The sequence below is a fragment of the Pseudomonas pohangensis genome (assembly GCF_900105995.1).
GTDB lineage: Bacteria > Pseudomonadota > Gammaproteobacteria > Pseudomonadales > Pseudomonadaceae > Aquipseudomonas > Aquipseudomonas pohangensis.
On sequence record NZ_LT629785.1, the window covers coordinates 1,215,818 to 1,230,410 of the forward strand.

Genomic DNA, 14,593 nt, shown 5'->3' on the forward strand with positions numbered 1-14,593 from the left:
CTTCGCACACATGGCGTGCTGATGAATATTCCCAATCTGTTGACCGTGCTGCGCGTTTTGTTGATTCCGGTCTTTATCCTGTTGTTTTATCTGCCGTTTTCATGGAGTTACATGGCTGCCAGCGGTGTTTTCGCGGTGGCCGGTTTCACCGACTGGCTGGATGGCTATCTGGCTCGTCGTCTGCAGCAAAGTACTCCGTTTGGCGCTTTTCTGGATCCGGTAGCCGACAAGCTGATGGTTTCAGTGGCGCTGGTACTGCTGGTTGCGGAACATTCCAGCCTCTGGCTGACCTTGCCGGCAGCAATCATCATTGGTCGTGAAATTGTCATTTCCGCACTGCGCGAATGGATGGCGGAGATCGGTGCCCGTGCGCATGTTGCCGTGTCCCGGCTGGGCAAGTGGAAAACCGCAGCCCAGATGCTGGCCTTGGTGATTTTGCTGGCAAACCCGCCACAAATGAGTCTGTGGGTCGCCTTGGGCTTTGCATTGTTGATAATCTCTGCCGCCCTGACCCTGTGGTCGATGGTGATGTACCTGAAGGCCGCATGGCCGCATTTGCAAAAAGCACAGGACAACAAATAGTATTTTTGAATCAAAGGGTTGACGGGAGCCTTCGAGTCGATAGAATGTCGCCCGTCAATGCGACGCGGGAATAGCTCAGTTGGTAGAGCACGACCTTGCCAAGGTCGGGGTCGCGAGTTCGAGTCTCGTTTCCCGCTCCAAATTTAACGGGCCGTTCAACGGCCCGTTTGCATAATGGCTGAGTAGCAGAGTGGTTATGCACCGGATTGCAAATCCGTGAACGCCGGTTCGATTCCGACCTCAGCCTCCAAATAAAAAGCCCCAAGCAGATCAACTGCTTGGGGCTTTTTATTGTCCGGGGTTTAATCCGCTTATCCGCTAGGTTTTTCCCGTGCTGGGTTATCTAGCGCTGGTCTCTGCGTGCCAGGTTGTTTTTAAGTTGCTGGTTGCAGCCACTGACACCTATCGAATTGCTTGCCAGCTTGCCGTCGTCGGCTTGCAGGTCTGCCAGTGCGCTTTCAATCGCTGTCTGGGCGGCGAACAGGCAAGGCGTGCTGTAAATGATCAGTGAAACGCCGGACTCAAGCAGTTCGGTCTGGGTGTAGGCGGGTGATTTGCCGCCGGCAATCTGGTTGAAGGCGAACGGCTTGTCCACACGGCTGGAAATCTCGCGGATGACTTCCAGATTCGGCAGGCCATCAATCAGGACGGCATCGGCTCCGGCTTCGGCAAAGGCCAGTACACGCCGCACCATATCGTCCGGGTCGGTGGTATCGGTGCGGGCAATCACTGCCATGTCACGCCGGGTGGCGAGTACGGCGCGCAGCTTGGCCAGATACTCGTCCAGATCCATGATCTGCTTGCCATCGAAATGACCGCAGCGGCGCGGGCGTTTCTGGTCTTCCAGCACGACTCCAGCGGCACCGGCTTTTTCCAGCACGGAAACGACATGGCAGGCCACATCCGGATCGCAGTAGCCGTCATCGATATCGACCAGCAGGTTGTGTTTCGGCAATACGGTATTCAGGCGCTGGACGAAATCGACAATATCCGGCCAGGCAATGAAGCCGATGTCCGGCAAGCCGTAGTGGCTTGCCGCAAAGCTGAAGCCACTGACAAACAGGTTGTCATAGCGGTTGCCGGCCAGTGACGCGGAAAAAACGTCATACACGCCGATAAAAGGCAGTACCGGAGTTGCCGCCATGGCTTGTCGCAAACGCTTGCCGGCAGACTGTGGCTGTTCTTGCGAATCACTCATGCGGCGGACTCTTCTATCAGTTGCAGGATGTTCGACATGCTCGACAGCTGCTCGGGATTGAAGCCGAGCAGCGAGAAGTCGATGTTGTACTTGCGCTCCAGATACAGGGTGATCTGGATCAGCGCGAGCGAATCAATCAGGCCGATCTGGACGATATTGTCCTCTGGCTTGACCTGCTCCAGCGACAATCCCGGTCGCTGGATACTGCGCAAAAAGACCTTCAGGTCCTGTAAACGCTCGGCGTTCACTTCGCTCATGCGCCAGCCTCGTTGGACAGGATGCCGACCAGATCTATCGCATCGCGCTCCAGGCAGTACTGCTTGACCTGATCCCGGTTGATCTTGCCGCGGGAAGTGCGCGGAATGTCCTCGACGATCCACCAGCGCTGCGGCATCTTCGGTTCCGCCAGGCGGCCGGTCATCCACTGGTACAGCGAGCGGATGGTTGCATCGTCCTGCTTTGACAGCACCACGGCCATGGCCACGTTCTGTCCGTAGATTTCATCATCCAGCGCGAAGGTGCAGACATCGCTGGCGTGCTCGAACTGTTCGACCACGGTATCCACATCCGACGGGTAGATTTTCATTCCGCCCTTGTTGATTTCATCGCGCTCGCGGCCACGCAGCACCAGTTGGCCGTTTTCGTCGATCAGGCCGATGTCGCCGGTAAGGAACCAGCCATCATTGACCGCCTTGCTGGTCAGGTCGTCGCGCTGGAAATAGCCTTTCATCAGTGCCGGGGTGTTCAGCCAGACATAGCCGCTCTCGCCAACCGGGCATTCCATGCTGCTATCCAGTGGCTTCGAGGTGTCATCGGTATTCAATACCTTGATTACCGCGCCCCAGCCCTGGCCGATCAGGCCGTCTTCGGCGGCGCAACTGGCATCATTCAGGCCGGCTACCCAGCTGCCGGTCTCGGTAATGCCGTAGGAGTTGCATACCTGCTGCGTACCGGTCCACTTGCGAATGCTTTCCCACACATGGGCGGACAGGGGCGCCGAGCCGCAATGCACGCGGCGCATCGAGCCACCCTGGGGAGGGCGTGAAAGCTTCAGCGCCAGGCGCCAGATGGACGGCACCGAAGACATGAAGGTGATCTGATGCTCATCGATCATCGCGCCCAGCTTCATGATGATGTCGGGGCGGAACGGTGGTGTGATGTACAGGTCCTGTCCCGCCAGCCACGGGTAGAGGCTGTTGCAGATCAGGCCGTGGCCGAAGTGGGTAGGCAGCATGCACAGGGAGCGGGCAAAGGCTTCCACCCCCAGATGGTCGCGCAACGATACCCAGCGGGCGCGCAGCGAGCGATGGGTATGCACCACGCCCTTGGGCGCGCCGGTCGAACCGGAGGTGAACAGGATCAGCGCATCGTCGTCCAGCAGGCTCATGCCCACGGACACCTCTTCATCACCGGTGTCCGTGGTATTCACGGTGGCTACCCCGGCGGCGGCCAGGGCATCGACCACGCTGCTGTCGGTGGCATCATCCACCACGGCCATGTGCGGCAGGGCGGCACCGACCAGGGTAGTGATTTCGTAGGCGGTCAGCCGCGCATCGATCGGAATGGCACAGGCACCCAGACGCCAGATGGCGATCAGTTCGGCAAAGAATTCCAGACGGTTGCCAAAGGGCATGAATACGCGATGCCCACGGGCCAGGCCATGGCGCTGAAAGCGCGCGGTGCGTTTGGCTATCTCGTGGTGGATCTCTTCCTGGGTCCATTTGCGGCCGCTGATCGGCTCCACGATCTGCCCAACATTCAAATCAAGAAACATACGACGCTCCGTTAGTTAAATAACGTTTGAAAGACCAAACAAACTCGCAAAAAACTCGACGCGGGTAACAAAATCCGCCGCTGAGCTCACGTTCCAGATGTAGATGAGTCCGAAAAAAGTCCAGACCCCGAACATCCGCTTTCCACGCGCCAGCCAGCTGGTTGAAACCGGTTTCTGCGCGCGCATCTGCAAGCGCCGCATCGATACATAGATGCCCACCGCCAGCAGCAAACAGTAGAAAAAGCGCGAGCGCAGCCCGTACACAATGCCAAACACGTCCCCGGCTGCCAAGGCGCCATGCAGTTTGATGATGTGGTAATACATGTTGCCAATGAAGGCGGCGGCGAATACGGCGATGAACAGGCGCAGATTGGGCCAGTTCTGCAGTCTCCGGCCCAGCTGCATGAAGGTCGGCATAAAGAAGAAATTCGCCAGAATTTCCTTGAAGTAGTAGTAGTAGCGATTCCAGAAATCCACGATGGATTCGGCCAGCAACGGCTTGTAAGTGTTGCGGAAGATATTGAAGCCGAACAGGCTGATGATGCCGACAATCTTGTGGCCCGCAGCTGCATGATCGAGCACCTGATAGAACAGCTCGCAGTAGACACTGGCCCAGGATGCGCCAATGCTGGCGGTGGAACCCGGTACCAGCAGTTCGGCCAGCTCCGGAATGCCACTGCCCTGGACACCGAGCAGGCTCTGCTGGCCATAAAACAGGGTATGCATCAGCTTGGCGGCGTAATCCCAGCAGACCGACAGCAACAGCAGTTTGATCCCCCTGAGTTGCGAGCGCGCCAGTTCCTCGCTGGTTTTCGCTTCGCAACTGGACAGATAGCCATGACCCTTGCCGATCGGGGTGTCGGTGCCGCCATAGGCAGGCCACAGGTAATAGATATGATCCCTGAAGGAGGTCTTGGCCGCCTGCCCCTGTTGTCCGGCCTGCAGCAGGTAGGCGCAACGCCAGATCAGGAAAGGGAAGACCACGGCAATACCCAGCATCACGCTGCGCGGCCAGCCCAGGGTTGGCGGAGTTGCCCAGAGGCCGAGCAGAAACAGCCAGAAAAGCCCGTGCAGGGTCATCTGCGGATGGCGGCGAACCGCCATTGGCAAGGTTTTGAAGCGGAAAGCTGCCTGGTAGATCAGCCACAGAATGGCCAGCAGGCCGAACACCACCGCGGCTTTGCCCAGCCAGTCCTCGGGCAGGCCGAGCAGCTCCTCTTTCTTCATCAGTTTGAGGGGTTTGACGATGCCTATATAAATTGCAGCAACGGCGAGAATCAGCCGGCGTCTGACCGGCGTCAGCCAGTTCAGGGCACGTTCGAAACGGGTGTTCCACCAGGCAATGACGGCTGCATTCTCATGGAACTGCATGAGTTGACTCATACGAAAAGGTCTCGGGGTAAACGTGCTGAATTATTTTTATAGCGGTGTTTCTGTGGCCGGCCTGAATTACACATAAAGGGCGCAGGGCGCGCCTGCTCTGCAAATGACGTCAATCCCGAACTGTTGCAGCTGTTTGAAGGAGCTTGTCTGGCCGTTTTTGCCATCCGGACAAGTTTCGCGGGCTGATTCCAACGAAATACCCTGTGCATTGCAACCCTGAAAACAGCGGCTGGTGGAAAAACCGACGAACTGACGCTGGCTGGCGACATGATCAATAGAGCGCTGTCTGGTGCTCAAAGTGCTTCGTCTGCGGCTCGCTGGCAGTGCTGAAGGCCCTGGCCAGACGGGCCATTCTCCCAGCGATCAAATGAAAAAAACGTCAAATGCGGGCTGTCCGTGCCAGCGCAGTGACGGGCCCGGGCAATAGATATCTCGCATTCCCCGCACGCCTGGTTATGGAAATGCCACTGCTGCTGCGCGGGCAATGCAAACAGCGCACGGATCGTTGCGGCAGAGCAGTCAAAACCGAGCTGTTGCAGCGAGACGCCGGCAATCGTCTGGCCAATAGCTTTGATATAGGCCTCCTTGCAGGTCCACAGGCGGAAAAACAACTGCCTGCGCTGTGCAACGTCCGTAATGGCTTGCAGTGCCTGTATTTCATCCGGATGAAAAAAGCGCTGCGCGACTTCATCGACATTGATGGCCCGCTGGCGGTTTTCAATGTCGATGCCCAGGCAAATGCCTCTGCTTACCGCACAGGCGACCCGTCCCAGCGTGTGGCTGAGATTGAATTGCAGCGGATCAGCTCCCTGCTGCATCAGGTAGGGCTTGCCGTTGGCTGTTCTGGCAAGTTGCGCCTGCCCGGCAGGCAGGTAGTGGCCAAGGACTTCGCGCAGGATGGCATCCGTCGGCAGGCCCGTGTCCGGGCCAAGCCAGATATGAATGTCGTTGTCTTGCAGGTTCACTTCAAAAGCTTCGCTGTAAAAAGTCCGGGCCAGCCGGGCTGGATGCAAGGCGGATGTCTGCAGGCGATCTATTCATCGGGTTGCCAGAGATTTTTATCACGCCAGATGTTCTCCTCGCGCCAGTGCTCCGGCAGTTCTGCATTGGTGTGCTGGATGAGTTTGCCAAGCAGGAGCTTGAATTGCTGGGTTTCTTCATAACTGAACTCGGCCAGTGCGGTCATTTCTGCGGCTTTGGCGAATGCCAGCCACTGAACCACCAGGGCGCGCCCGGCCGTGCTCAGGTGCAAACGGAGCGGCTCCTCGCCCTGTTGCAGCGTAACCAGCAGGCCCCTGGCAATCCAGGGTTGCAGATCTTCCGCCTGCAAGTCCTTGCCGACAAACTCCAGCGTCTGTTGCAGCTCCGCCAGCGTCCGGTCTTCCTCTACGCTGAGCAGGGCCAGCAGCTCGAAATCTGGTTCGGGCTATATGGAAAATGATTGAAGGAGGGGGTTGTTGCTGATGGACGTGTCCTGCGCGAACTTCTGCTAACAGTGCTTTCGCCGAGCCTGGTAGTCCAGAGCATCAAAGAAAAATTGTGGATTCAATTGGCGTCCCAGAGCCGATTCGAACGGCTGACCTGCCCCTTAGGAGGGGGCTGCTCTATCCAGCTGAGCTACTGGGACTTTTGAATGACCAGAACGGCCGGGCGGAATCTTATCGGGCCGGGAAAGATTTGTCATGCCGCAAGCGGGCTTGGCACTGACATGTCGCTGAATAAGGGCTGCCTGTTTGGCTTTACTGGCATGTGGCCGAGTCAAGGGGGCGCCACATGCCAGCAAGGGTTCAGGCCGGTACGATGAGGATTTTACCGCCGCGTTCACCGCCAGCTGCGGCGGCCACGGCCTGCTTGATTTCGCTGACGTCATAGGTCGCGGCAATTTTTGTCTTCAGTTTGCCGCTGGCAATCAGGCCGATCAGTTCGCCGAACACGGCCATCTGTTCAGCCGGCGTGGCGTTGCGGTACCACTTGAGCAGCCAGAAACCGCGCAGGTCTATTTCACGGAAGATCAGGGCGCTGGCAGGCATCTGGCAGGGCTTGCCGCTCATCAGGCCATAGTTGACCAGCACCGCGCCTTCGCTAAGGCAGTTGGCCATATTCTCGGTGCTGGCTCCGCCCACGGCATCTATTCCCAGCCTGATCGCAGCGCCAGCGGTAGCAGCCTTTACCTGTTTGTGCAGGTCAGGGCCGTCGACCAGCACCACATCACCGCCGATAGCCTGCACGTCTGCTACGGCTGATTCACGGCGCACGATGTTGACGGTTTTCAGGCCGCGGGCCTTGGCCAGCTGGATCAGGTAGCTGCCGACACCGGAGTTGGCCGCATTCTGGATTACCCAGTCGCCGGGTTGCAGGTCGACAAAATTCTTCAGCAGCAACAGCGCGGTCGGCGGGTTGACCGTGAGCATGGAAAGTTGCTGCGGGTCGGCGTCGGGTAGCGCCACCAGCTTGCTGGCTTTGGCCAGCATATGACTGACCCAGGTGCCGTTGCCCGGTGGTAGCAGAACGGTCTGGCCAGCCTTGAGGTTGCTGACGCCTTCGCCAAGTTCTTCAACCCGGCCGACACCTTCGCTTCCGCCGGTGGCCGGCAGGGGTGGCAGCATGCCGTACTCGCCGGTCAGGGTCAGGACGTCGGAGGGATTGATTGGCGCGGCCAGCACCTTGAGCAGTACCTCGCCGGCTGCCGGTGCCGGCAACTGGCATTCGACGGCTTCGATAACATCCTGCGGCACCGGGCCACGCTGCTGATAGACGGCTTTGAGCATGCTGTATCTCCCTCGGGGGGTTGCGGATTGCTGCAGTGTAGTGCGCTTTGCCAGCGGTCAGAGGGGCTGAATGGCGGCCTATCAGTGTGGCCGATAGATCACGCAGAACCCGCCCGGTAACCTCTGGTCTGCGCTGGCAGGAGAGTGTCATTGCACTGAACACTTGTTACCCTGCGTACATCTGTTTCTGGTCGTTCCAGAGGAAAGCTGCATGAGATTTTCAGGTCTTGTCCTGTGTGCCTTGCTCGGTGGTTTGTCTGCGCCGGTACTGGCCTGGTCAAACCACTCGCTGGGGAGTGCGCTGGCTTTGCGAGATGCGCAGGGTGTGAAGGACGTTGCGCCTGTCGAGGTTGAGTCGCTGGACGACTTCCTGGCTGCCGAGGGCGTCGGTTTGCAGGCTCTGCTCGACCAGCAGGAGGCGTTTGTCCGGGCCAATTTCCAGGGCTACCCGGCGCGCCCGGATGCGTTGCGCTGGCAAGCCGAGGGCGCCGGTGACCGGCGTCAGGACTTCTATCAGGCGTTGCGCATCAATCCCGAGATCAAGCTGGCCGGCTTTGTGCAGCCGGTACCGGGTACGTCCGACTGGAAAGGCCGCACATTGTTGCCGATCAATCAGGTGATGGTGTTCAAGGATTTCAGCCAGTGGAGTGACCGCTACCGTTTTTATCAGGTCAATCCCGGTGACAAGCTGAGTGCGTTGAGTGTGGTGGCCACCGCGGCGGATGAGCCGGACTACGGGCATGACATCAATCTGTTCAGTGACAATCCGGGCACGGCCGGCGCGCGTTACAACTTCGGCGCCCAGCCGTTTGGTGATTCCCGCTTCGAGTATTCGTCACAGGCGCCGTTCCATATGGGCTTCTATCACGAGTCGCCGGTTATCACCACAGCCGCACCCTACCTGACGCAGACTTATCCGGAGCAGCGCGCCTACCAGTATTTCGGTCTGGCGCGCTTTGCCTTCGAGACCGGCCACCCGTACTGGGGTTATCGCTTTCTCGGCTGGGGCCTGCACTACATCCAGGATCTCACCCAGCCGTACCACGCCAAGGTGATGCCCGGCAGCAGCACCGCCGGGCTGCTCTGGGTGTCGGCCAGGGACATGCTCGGCTACCCCGAGGGCAAGGCCGCCGTGGTCAAACGCGTAGCTGATCGGCATACCGCGCTGGAGAGCTTCCAGCTGGCCTGGTTGAGCAGCCTGCTGGCCGAGGGCAAGACGGACAATCCGATGTTCATGGCGTATTCCAACAGTGCGACCGATGCCGGCTATCCGGACTATGACGCCGGTTACCTGCGCAACACCGTGTCGGCCGAGGCGTATGCCGATGCTGACGGTCTGGATGAGCAGATCGGCGTGTGGATGCAGGGCGCTGCGCCTGCCGCCGGGTTCAGTGCAGGCAACCAGCTGGCTCCCGGTGATTCGGTTGACCCGCAGATGCAGGCAATGCTGGTGGAGTTGATCACTCATTTTGGCGCGCACAGCCGCAAGGCGGTTGCCGCCACCACGGCCCCGGTGCAACAGTAGCCGAGCGAGCCGCTCGGCGAACCGGGCCAGGCCCGGCAGTCTTTATCCACCGTCAACCTTTTGCCCATGGAACCAACGATGAAATCAGCACGCCTGCATGCCTTCACCCAGAACCCTGCCGACATTCGTGTGGAGGATATTGCCGTGCCGGAGCCTGGTCCGGGGCAGGTGCGGGTGCGCATGCTGTTCAGTCCGGTCAATCCGTCCGATCTGAATTTTGTGCATGGCACCTACCATTCGGCGTTGCAGCGGATTATCTGGAATTACACGCCCGGCCAGAAACAGGCGGAGGTCTATTACGATCCGGCCCGCCGCAACAAGTGCCCGGTTCCGCCGTACTCGCTGGGCGGTGAGGGCGTTGGTGTGGTGGAAGCCTGTGGTTCCGGCTTTCTGGCCAGGCGCCTGCTCGGCAAGCGCGTGGCGATTGCCGGTGGGCCGCCAGCCGGTTGCTGGCAGGAGTACTGCATCGCCGATGCCAAAAAGGCCGTGGCGATGACAGATGACATTCCGGATCAGCAGGCGGCGATGTTTTTCATCAATCCGCTGACCGCCTATGTGCTGATTCGTGAAGTGCTGCGTGTACGCAAAGGTCAATGGGTGTTGTTGTCGGCTGCCGGCTCGGCTTTGGGCAAGAGCGTGGTGCGCATGGGGCAACGCGATGGTTTCAAGACTATCTGCGTGGTGCGTTCGAGCACCAATAGTGACGAGTTGCGCGCCCTGGGTGCGGACGCGGTGATTGAAACCGACAAGCAGGATCTGCTCGCTGAGGTATTCCGTATCACCGGCGGGCAGGGCGCACGGCATGCACTGGACTGCATCGGCGGCAAGCTGGCGGATGATCTGGTGCAGTGCCTGGGGCTGGATGGCCAGCTGGTGGTCTACGGCACCCTTTCAGGTACGCCGATGCAGATTCCCGGGCGTGACCTGATGATGCCGGTGGCACGTATTTCCGGCTTCTTCCTGAGCAACTGGCTGGCGCAGCAATCGCCGCTGAAACTGTTAGGCACGTTACGGGCGGTCAAGCAGCTGACCCGGCAAGGGGTGTTTCACACCGAGGTTACTGAGGTATTCCCGCTGGAGCAGGTGGTTGATGCTGTGGCGGCTGCCAGCAAACCCGGGCGCACGGGCAAGGTGCTGCTGCGTTTGAGCGCCGGGTGACAGATTTTCGACTAAGGTCGCATGGCGGGCGCGTTTGCCAGGGCTTAAATTGACCACTCTGACTGTTGTTAAACACTCAGCGTTTTGCATGCGATTACTTGTTTGGTGATTAATTTGGCGGCCCTTGGGCCGCTTTTTTTTGCCTGGCTGAAAGCTGGCCAGTGCGCCAGCGGAGGTCGCCTTGTTAGCGGCTGCCTGTTGCCGGTTTTCTGCCGGGTGCGCGCCTGCCGCCGGTCTTTTTTGCTGTCCTGCCGGCCGCTGTTGCACCGGGCGCTGCCAGCGGTTTGCCCAGCACCGCGTATTCGAGTTCGACCAGCGCCTGATTGGTGTAATCCACCAGGCACCGGGCATCCGGTAGTGCCTGGCCGCAGGCGATATAGCCAAAGCCGAGCACGTCGCCATAGCCGGTGAGGGTGATGTTCAGGTTCACGTAGTCCGTGGGAATCGATACCGGGTAAACCTCCTCCAGACGGGCACCGTTCAGGTAAAGGGTTACCCCGGGGCCGGGTACGTTGGAGACGATCACATTGAACAGCGGGTGCCGGCGGGCCTCGCCAGTAAACATCAATGGTGCTGCAAGGGCGGCAATCGGCGCGATATAGGACCATTTTTCCAGGCGGGTCATGCTTTGCAGATGCTGTTTGGCGCTGCGGGTTGACTGCAGAATGGCCTGCAGGCGTTTGCGCGGGTCGGCAATATTGGTTGCCAGTTTGGCCAGCAGCAGGCCGATCTGGTTGCCTTCGGCGGAACCGGCTTCATGCAGCGATACCGGCACCATGGCGACCAGCGAGCGCCGGGGCAGGCTGTGATGGGTCATCAAGTATTGCCGCAATGCGCCGGCGCACATGGCCAGCGCGATGTCGTTGACCGTTGCGCCGCAGGCATGCCCGAGGTTGTGCAGACGCTCCAGCGAATAGGGTTGGGCAGCAAAGCTGCGGGTGTTGCCGATGGCAACGTTAAGCGGGGTAGGCGGGGCCTGCAGAGGCAGCACTTCACCGGTTTCCGGGTGGGCCGGGCGCAGAATGTCCCAGATGCCGCTGAGCATGCCGGGAATGATTTCCTGCCCGGCATGCACAGCGCTGCTGATTTCGTGCAGCAGCTGCTCACTGCGGCTTGCTGCTGCGCTGCTGGCCGCTGCCGGAGCGGGAAATTCGTAGGCCCAGAACGGTGCTTTCTGTTCGTCGGGGCTCTGGCACAGGTTCTGCGCGATCATTCTGGCACCGCTCACACCGTCCACCAGCGCATGATGGATTTTTATATAGGTGGCAAAGCGTCCGCCCGGTAATCCCTCGATGATGCAGGCCTGCCATAGCGAGCGCTGGCGATCCAGCGGCTCGCTGTGCAGGCGCGCAACGAGTGCCGTCAGGTCATCCATGCATGCAGGCTCGGGCAGTTGCAGATGCCGGATGTGCTGGTCCAGGGCAAATTTTCTGTCTTCCTCCCAGCACCACACGCCCATGTGCTGCACGGCGCGCTGGTTGAATGGCGGCAGTGCCCGGTCATGCCGGCGCCAGTCAGCCAGCAGATCGGCCACAAAGGTCGCCGCAACGTTGGCGGGCGGGCTGTAGATATTCAGGCCTGCCACATGCATGGGCGAGTTGGCGGTTTCCAGCAACAGGAATATCAAGTCTGCCGGGGCGACGATCTGCATACTGTGGTTACTCCCTATGGGCGGAATTCAGTGGCTGGGCGCAGGTTGCCGGGCATGCGCGTGTTAATCAGCTTAAACCAGCGACATCATTTTCTGTGGCGTTTCCACGGGAAAAGACGGAACCTGATGGGCAGTTGACCAGCTGCAGTTTGCCGGTAGCGCAATCCTGCCGGCCATTCGCTACCCTGATGGAGGACTTTGGCACGGCTGAATATGTGGTGTTGCTGGCAGATTCTTTGTCGCCCTTGAAGATGCGCTCAATGCCTATGCCGGGGTTGTTGCCGACATGCCAACAGGCGGTAGCAACAGCCTTGCTGATGAACACGCAAGCCGCGCGCAAAGCGGGGTTTGCTGCCCTGGAAGCGGGTGTCTAGACCATGGTCGAATTGTTGACATTCGTGCCAGAGGTTAAAAAGTCCGCACTTTATTCAATTGGTTCGCCGGAGAGGTCATTACCATGTGTGCTGCTGCTGTTTACCCCGTAACTCCCGAGTCGGCTGCCCGGACGCTGACTGACGAGGCCACCTACAAGGCCATGTACCAACAGTCAATCGTCAACCCGGACGGCTTCTGGCGCGAGCAGGCCCAGCGGCTTGACTGGATCACTCCCTTCACCAAGGTCAAGCAGACCACCTTCGATGACCATCATGTGGATATCAAGTGGTTTGCCGATGGCACGCTGAATGTCTCGGCCAACTGCCTGGACCGGCATCTGGCCGAGCGTGGCGACCAGCTGGCGATCATCTGGGAAGGCGATGATCCGGCCGACCACAAGGAAATTACCTACAAGCAGTTGCACGAGCAGGTATGCAAGTTCGCCAACGCGCTGCGTGGCCAGGACGTACACCGTGGCGACGTGGTGACCATCTACATGCCGATGATTCCGGAAGCGGTAGTGGCAATGCTCGCCTGTACCCGTATCGGTGCCATTCACTCGGTAGTGTTCGGCGGTTTCTCGCCGGAAGCACTGGCCGGGCGGATTATCGACTGCAAGTCGAAACTGGTGATCACTGCCGATGAAGGGCTGCGTGCCGGCAAGAAAACCCCGCTCAAGGAAAACGTTGACGAGGCACTGACCAACCCGGAAACCGCCAGCGTGCAGAAAATTGTGGTGGTCAAGCGCACCGGTGGCCAGATCAAGTGGCACGGCCATCGCGATATCTGGTACGACGATCTGATGAATGTGGCATCCAGCCAGTGCGCACCGAAGGAAATGGGCGCCGAAGAGGCCCTGTTCATCCTCTATACCTCCGGCTCCACCGGCAAGCCCAAGGGCGTGTTGCACACCACCGGCGGTTATCTGCTGTACGCATCGCTGACCCACGAGCGGGTATTCGATTACCGCCCTGGCGAGGTCTACTGGTGCACCGCCGATATCGGTTGGGTCACCGGTCACAGCTACACCGTCTATGGCCCGCTGGCCAACGGCGCAACCACCCTGATTTTCGAGGGCGTACCGAACTACCCGGACATTACCCGGGTGTCGAAAATCGTCGACAAGCACAAGGTCAATATCCTCTACACCGCGCCGACCGCGATCCGCGCCATGATGGCCGAAGGCAAGGCCGCCATTGACGGTGCTGACGGCTCCAGCCTGCGCCTGCTCGGCTCCGTCGGTGAGCCGATCAACCCGGAAGCCTGGCAGTGGTATTACGAAACCGTTGGCCGCTCACGCTGCCCGATCGTCGATACCTGGTGGCAGACCGAAACCGGTGCCTGCATGATGAGTCCGTTGCCGGGTGCCCATGCCCTCAAGCCGGGTTCGGCGGCCAAGCCGTTCTTCGGTGTGCAGCCGGCGCTGGTGGACAACCTGGGCAACCTGCTTGACGGGGCTACCGAAGGTAATCTGGTGATCATCGATTCCTGGCCGGGACAGGCACGTACCCTGTTCGGTGACCATGATCGCTATGTGGATACCTACTTCAAGACCTTCAAGGGCATGTACTTCACCGGTGACGGTGCTCGTCGCGATGAAGACGGTTACTACTGGATCACCGGTCGCGTGGATGACGTACTGAATGTCTCCGGGCACCGCATGGGTACCGCCGAGATCGAGAGCGCCATGGTTGCCCATCCGAAGGTTGCCGAAGCTGCCGTAGTCGGGATTCCCCATGACCTCAAGGGTCAGGGTATCTACGTCTATGTCACGCTGAACAGCGGCGTGGAAGAGTCCGACGAGTTGCGCCTGGAACTGCGCAACTGGGTGCGCAAGGAAATCGGTCCGATTGCTTCGCCGGACGGTATCCAGTGGGCACCGGGGCTGCCCAAGACCCGCTCGGGCAAGATCATGCGCCGCATCCTGCGCAAGATTGCCGCCTCCGAGTATGAAGGACTGGGCGACATCTCCACGCTGGCAGATCCGGCAGTGGTGCAGAACCTGATCGACACCCATCGTGGTATGCGCAAGGCCTGACCGCACAACTGTCAGCTTCGCCCGCACCGGGCCGGCAGTGACCACAAGTCACTGCCGGCCCGGTGTTTTTTTGTCTTTGCAAAAGCGCCGCCGATGCTCACTGTGCGCACCGTAGCCCAGCCGCCTGGAGCACTGATTCGC

13 protein-coding genes and 3 tRNA genes are annotated in these 14,593 nt (G+C 59.7%); 7 read left to right on the forward strand and 9 right to left on the reverse strand.

Features of this window, described 5'->3' with window-relative positions; all coding sequences use genetic code 11:
• The first annotated feature begins 21 nt into the window (after window positions 1-21).
• The 3 genes from pgsA to BLT89_RS05735 all read left to right on the forward strand — a co-directional run bounded on the left by pgsA (window position 22) and on the right by BLT89_RS05735 (window position 832).
• The gene (pgsA, locus tag BLT89_RS05725; RefSeq protein WP_090193524.1) at window positions 22-582 is read left to right on the forward strand and encodes a CDP-diacylglycerol--glycerol-3-phosphate 3-phosphatidyltransferase; all 561 of its coding nucleotides are present in this window, start codon (window positions 22-24) and stop codon (window positions 580-582) included.
• Between the two features lie 64 nt (window positions 583-646).
• A tRNA-Gly gene (locus tag BLT89_RS05730) sits at window positions 647-722 on the forward strand.
• 36 nt (window positions 723-758) lie between these two features.
• Window positions 759-832: transfer RNA gene (locus tag BLT89_RS05735), tRNA-Cys, on the forward strand.
• A 93-nt stretch (window positions 833-925) separates the two neighbouring features.
• On the opposite strand, the gene BLT89_RS05740 is transcribed toward BLT89_RS05735, so the two are convergent.
• From BLT89_RS05740 to BLT89_RS05765, 5 genes are all read right to left on the reverse strand, one after another.
• A complete protein-coding gene (locus BLT89_RS05740) occupies window positions 926-1,780 on the reverse strand; it encodes an isocitrate lyase/PEP mutase family protein (protein ID WP_090193525.1) in 855 nt (284 codons plus the stop codon).
• Window positions 1,777-2,037, reverse strand: a complete 261-nt coding sequence (locus tag BLT89_RS05745; RefSeq protein WP_090193526.1) for an acyl carrier protein — start codon at window positions 2,035-2,037, stop codon at window positions 1,777-1,779. The genes BLT89_RS05740 and BLT89_RS05745 overlap by 4 nt, the downstream gene beginning before the upstream one ends.
• Window positions 2,034-3,554, reverse strand: coding sequence for a class I adenylate-forming enzyme family protein (locus BLT89_RS05750; RefSeq protein ID WP_090193527.1), 1,521 nt, complete (start codon window positions 3,552-3,554; stop codon window positions 2,034-2,036). The genes BLT89_RS05745 and BLT89_RS05750 overlap by 4 nt, the downstream gene beginning before the upstream one ends.
• Before the next feature lie 15 nt (window positions 3,555-3,569).
• A complete protein-coding gene (locus BLT89_RS05755; RefSeq protein ID WP_157718800.1) occupies window positions 3,570-4,937 on the reverse strand; it encodes a hypothetical protein in 1,368 nt (455 codons plus the stop codon).
• 293 nt (window positions 4,938-5,230) lie between these two features.
• The gene (locus tag BLT89_RS05765; protein WP_157718801.1) at window positions 5,231-5,902 is read right to left on the reverse strand and encodes a 4'-phosphopantetheinyl transferase family protein; all 672 of its coding nucleotides are present in this window, start codon (window positions 5,900-5,902) and stop codon (window positions 5,231-5,233) included.
• 53 nt (window positions 5,903-5,955) lie between these two features.
• Between BLT89_RS05765 and BLT89_RS17585 the strand changes: the two genes are divergently transcribed.
• Window positions 5,956-6,378 carry a hypothetical protein gene (locus BLT89_RS17585; protein WP_157718802.1) on the forward strand — a complete coding sequence of 141 codons (423 nt, stop codon included), beginning with the start codon at window positions 5,956-5,958 and terminating at the stop codon, window positions 6,376-6,378.
• Window positions 6,379-6,487: 109 nt separating this feature from the next.
• Here BLT89_RS17585 and BLT89_RS05775 read toward each other — a convergent pair.
• Both BLT89_RS05775 and BLT89_RS05780 read right to left on the reverse strand, forming a co-directional pair.
• Window positions 6,488-6,564 (reverse strand) — tRNA-Arg (locus tag BLT89_RS05775).
• 160 nt (window positions 6,565-6,724) lie between these two features.
• Window positions 6,725-7,705 carry a zinc-dependent alcohol dehydrogenase family protein gene (locus BLT89_RS05780; protein ID WP_090193532.1) on the reverse strand — a complete coding sequence of 327 codons (981 nt, stop codon included), beginning with the start codon at window positions 7,703-7,705 and terminating at the stop codon, window positions 6,725-6,727.
• A 211-nt stretch (window positions 7,706-7,916) separates the two neighbouring features.
• Between BLT89_RS05780 and BLT89_RS05785 the strand changes: the two genes are divergently transcribed.
• Together BLT89_RS05785 and BLT89_RS05790 are read left to right on the forward strand one after the other, a co-directional pair.
• On the forward strand, window positions 7,917-9,230 hold the full coding sequence (locus BLT89_RS05785; protein ID WP_090193533.1) for a phospholipase C/P1 nuclease family protein: 1,314 nt from the start codon (window positions 7,917-7,919) through the stop codon (window positions 9,228-9,230).
• 78 nt (window positions 9,231-9,308) lie between these two features.
• Window positions 9,309-10,388, forward strand: a complete 1,080-nt coding sequence (locus BLT89_RS05790; RefSeq protein ID WP_157718803.1) for a zinc-dependent alcohol dehydrogenase family protein — start codon at window positions 9,309-9,311, stop codon at window positions 10,386-10,388.
• Between the two features lie 184 nt (window positions 10,389-10,572).
• Here the strand turns inward: BLT89_RS05790 and BLT89_RS05795 are convergent, their stop codons facing one another.
• Together BLT89_RS05795 and BLT89_RS17590 are read right to left on the reverse strand one after the other, a co-directional pair.
• Window positions 10,573-12,039, reverse strand: a complete 1,467-nt coding sequence (locus tag BLT89_RS05795; RefSeq protein WP_090193535.1) for a WS/DGAT/MGAT family O-acyltransferase — start codon at window positions 12,037-12,039, stop codon at window positions 10,573-10,575.
• A 67-nt stretch (window positions 12,040-12,106) separates the two neighbouring features.
• A complete protein-coding gene (locus BLT89_RS17590; protein ID WP_157718804.1) occupies window positions 12,107-12,364 on the reverse strand; it encodes a hypothetical protein in 258 nt (85 codons plus the stop codon).
• Window positions 12,365-12,496: 132 nt separating this feature from the next.
• On the opposite strand from BLT89_RS17590, the gene acs reads away from it, so the two are divergent.
• Window positions 12,497-14,452, forward strand: a complete 1,956-nt coding sequence (acs, locus tag BLT89_RS05805) for an acetate--CoA ligase (protein WP_090193537.1) — start codon at window positions 12,497-12,499, stop codon at window positions 14,450-14,452.
• Window positions 14,453-14,593 lie beyond the last annotated feature (141 nt).

Coding starts and splice junctions, on each gene's coding strand:
- BLT89_RS17585 (WP_157718802.1), top strand. CDS start 5,956: ATGTCTGCAGGCGATCTATTCATCGGGTTGCCAGAGATTTTTATCACG.
- BLT89_RS05750 (WP_090193527.1), bottom strand. CDS start 3,554: ATGTTTCTTGATTTGAATGTTGGGCAGATCGTGGAGCCGATCAGCGGC.
- BLT89_RS05790 (WP_157718803.1), top strand. CDS start 9,309: ATGAAATCAGCACGCCTGCATGCCTTCACCCAGAACCCTGCCGACATT.
- BLT89_RS05780 (WP_090193532.1), bottom strand. CDS start 7,705: ATGCTCAAAGCCGTCTATCAGCAGCGTGGCCCGGTGCCGCAGGATGTT.
- acs (WP_090193537.1), top strand. CDS start 12,497: ATGTGTGCTGCTGCTGTTTACCCCGTAACTCCCGAGTCGGCTGCCCGG.
- BLT89_RS05755 (WP_157718800.1), bottom strand. CDS start 4,937: ATGAGTCAACTCATGCAGTTCCATGAGAATGCAGCCGTCATTGCCTGG.
- BLT89_RS05740 (WP_090193525.1), bottom strand. CDS start 1,780: ATGAGTGATTCGCAAGAACAGCCACAGTCTGCCGGCAAGCGTTTGCGA.
- pgsA (WP_090193524.1), top strand. CDS start 22: ATGAATATTCCCAATCTGTTGACCGTGCTGCGCGTTTTGTTGATTCCG.
- BLT89_RS05785 (WP_090193533.1), top strand. CDS start 7,917: ATGAGATTTTCAGGTCTTGTCCTGTGTGCCTTGCTCGGTGGTTTGTCT.
- BLT89_RS05795 (WP_090193535.1), bottom strand. CDS start 12,039: ATGCAGATCGTCGCCCCGGCAGACTTGATATTCCTGTTGCTGGAAACC.
- BLT89_RS05745 (WP_090193526.1), bottom strand. CDS start 2,037: ATGAGCGAAGTGAACGCCGAGCGTTTACAGGACCTGAAGGTCTTTTTG.